This is a genomic window from Streptomyces sp. SID14478 (assembly GCF_010548525.1).
Classification (GTDB): Bacteria; Actinomycetota; Actinomycetes; order Streptomycetales; family Streptomycetaceae; genus Streptomyces.
The window spans coordinates 1-201 of sequence record NZ_JAAGMG010000381.1 but is presented as its reverse complement, the minus strand read 5'-3'; the positions used below and the strand labels follow the sequence as shown (position 1 = coordinate 201).

The window sequence follows — 201 nt, the reverse complement described above, 5'->3', positions numbered from 1 at the left end:
CAGGGGATTTCGCCGCAGTGCCCCCAGCCCCGCCGCCAGCGCGACCAGCCGGGCCGCCACGGTCGAGACGGCCGCGCCCACCACCCCGTACGCCGAGATGAGCAGCGGGTCGAGGACGAGGATCAGCCCGTTCGCGAGCAGGGCGAGGCGCAGCGGGGTGCGGGTGTCCCCCGCGCCCTTGAGGATGCCGTCGACGAGCTG

The 201-nt window shown here is 75.6% G+C and carries 1 protein-coding gene; it reads right to left on the bottom strand.

The genetic code is table 11. From position 1 onward, the window contains the following. Positions 1 to 201: polysaccharide biosynthesis C-terminal domain-containing protein (locus tag G3I40_RS12140; protein WP_203643902.1), on the bottom strand; the 201-nt coding region annotated here is incomplete at both ends.